We start from the raw sequence: 1030 nt of genomic DNA on the forward strand, positions 1-1030 counted from the left end.
CTTGGCCAGATCGGCGTCGACGAGGTTGCCGATACCGGTCTCCAGCGAGTCCTGAAGCTTGCTGACGAAAGACAGCTGACGGTCCAGCGACTTCGACTTGGTGCCGAGATCGGCCAGCACGGTGGTGAAACCGTTGAGAGCCGTGTCGACATTGGCCGCAGTGTAGGCCGTACGTTTGGCTGTAGCGTCCGCAGGCGGATCCCACGCACCGGTTGCCGGGGTCGGCGAGCCGCCGAAGGCAAGACCGGTTGCCGCAGCCGCCGTAGCAGCCAGTTTCAGGGTGAACTTGTTGCCCGTGCTCGCGGTGTTGGTGGTGACCTCAACCAGAGTGCCGGTCTTGAACAGGTTCACGCCGTCAAAGGTCGCACCGGCCAGAGCGGTGTGGATTTCTTTGACGATGGCGTCGAAATCGGCCAGCAGCTTGGTTTCGCTGGACCCACCCGCCGTCGAGTCCTGAATGGCAACCGCCAGACTCTTCAGTTCGGTCAGCGCGTCGGTCACGGTTTCACCCGCAGCCAGCGCCACATCCACGATGGATTGACCGCGTTGCAGGGACTGCTTCACGGCATCCTGAGCGCCCATCTCCGCACGTTGCGAGGTCGCAATGGCGAAGATGGCACCGTTGTCCTTGGCCGACGAAACCTTCATGCCGGTGTTCACGCGGTTCTGCGTGGTTTCCAGCGCCTTGTTCGTCTGGTTCAAGGTCTGCAGAGCGACGAGAGCGCCGCGGTTCGTATTGATCGAGTTGGCCATTCTGGCCTCCATGTTTCACATTTTGTGAACCCGCGTTTTACGGCGGGGCGAGCCTTGCGCTCGTTACTCAACGCTTGCTTTTACTGGGTATTCGAGGTGGTCAGGGTCGGGAGATCCGACGGATGTGAAGGTATCTCCCTCCCCTACGTGTTAGCGGAACAGGCCGAGCAGGATGCTGCTCGACGAGTTGGCGATCGATAGTGCCTGCACGCCAAGCTGTTGCTTGGTTTGCAGAGCGGTCAGGCGAGCGCTTTCCTTGGCCAGATCGGCGTCGACG

Annotated in this window: 2 protein-coding genes; both read right to left on the reverse strand. The window is 61.2% G+C overall.

Annotated elements, in window-relative coordinates:
* The coding region (locus OB03_RS12780) for a flagellin (protein WP_461344403.1) at positions 1 to 753 on the reverse strand (753 nt) is incomplete at its 3' end.
* 150 nt (positions 754 to 903) lie between these two features.
* Entirely contained in the window at positions 904 to 1017 is a 114-nt protein-coding gene (locus OB03_RS12785) for a flagellin (protein ID WP_461344408.1), read from the reverse strand.
* Positions 1018 to 1030: the final 13 nt, after the last annotated feature.

This window comes from Brevundimonas sp. GN22, from assembly GCF_054824005.1.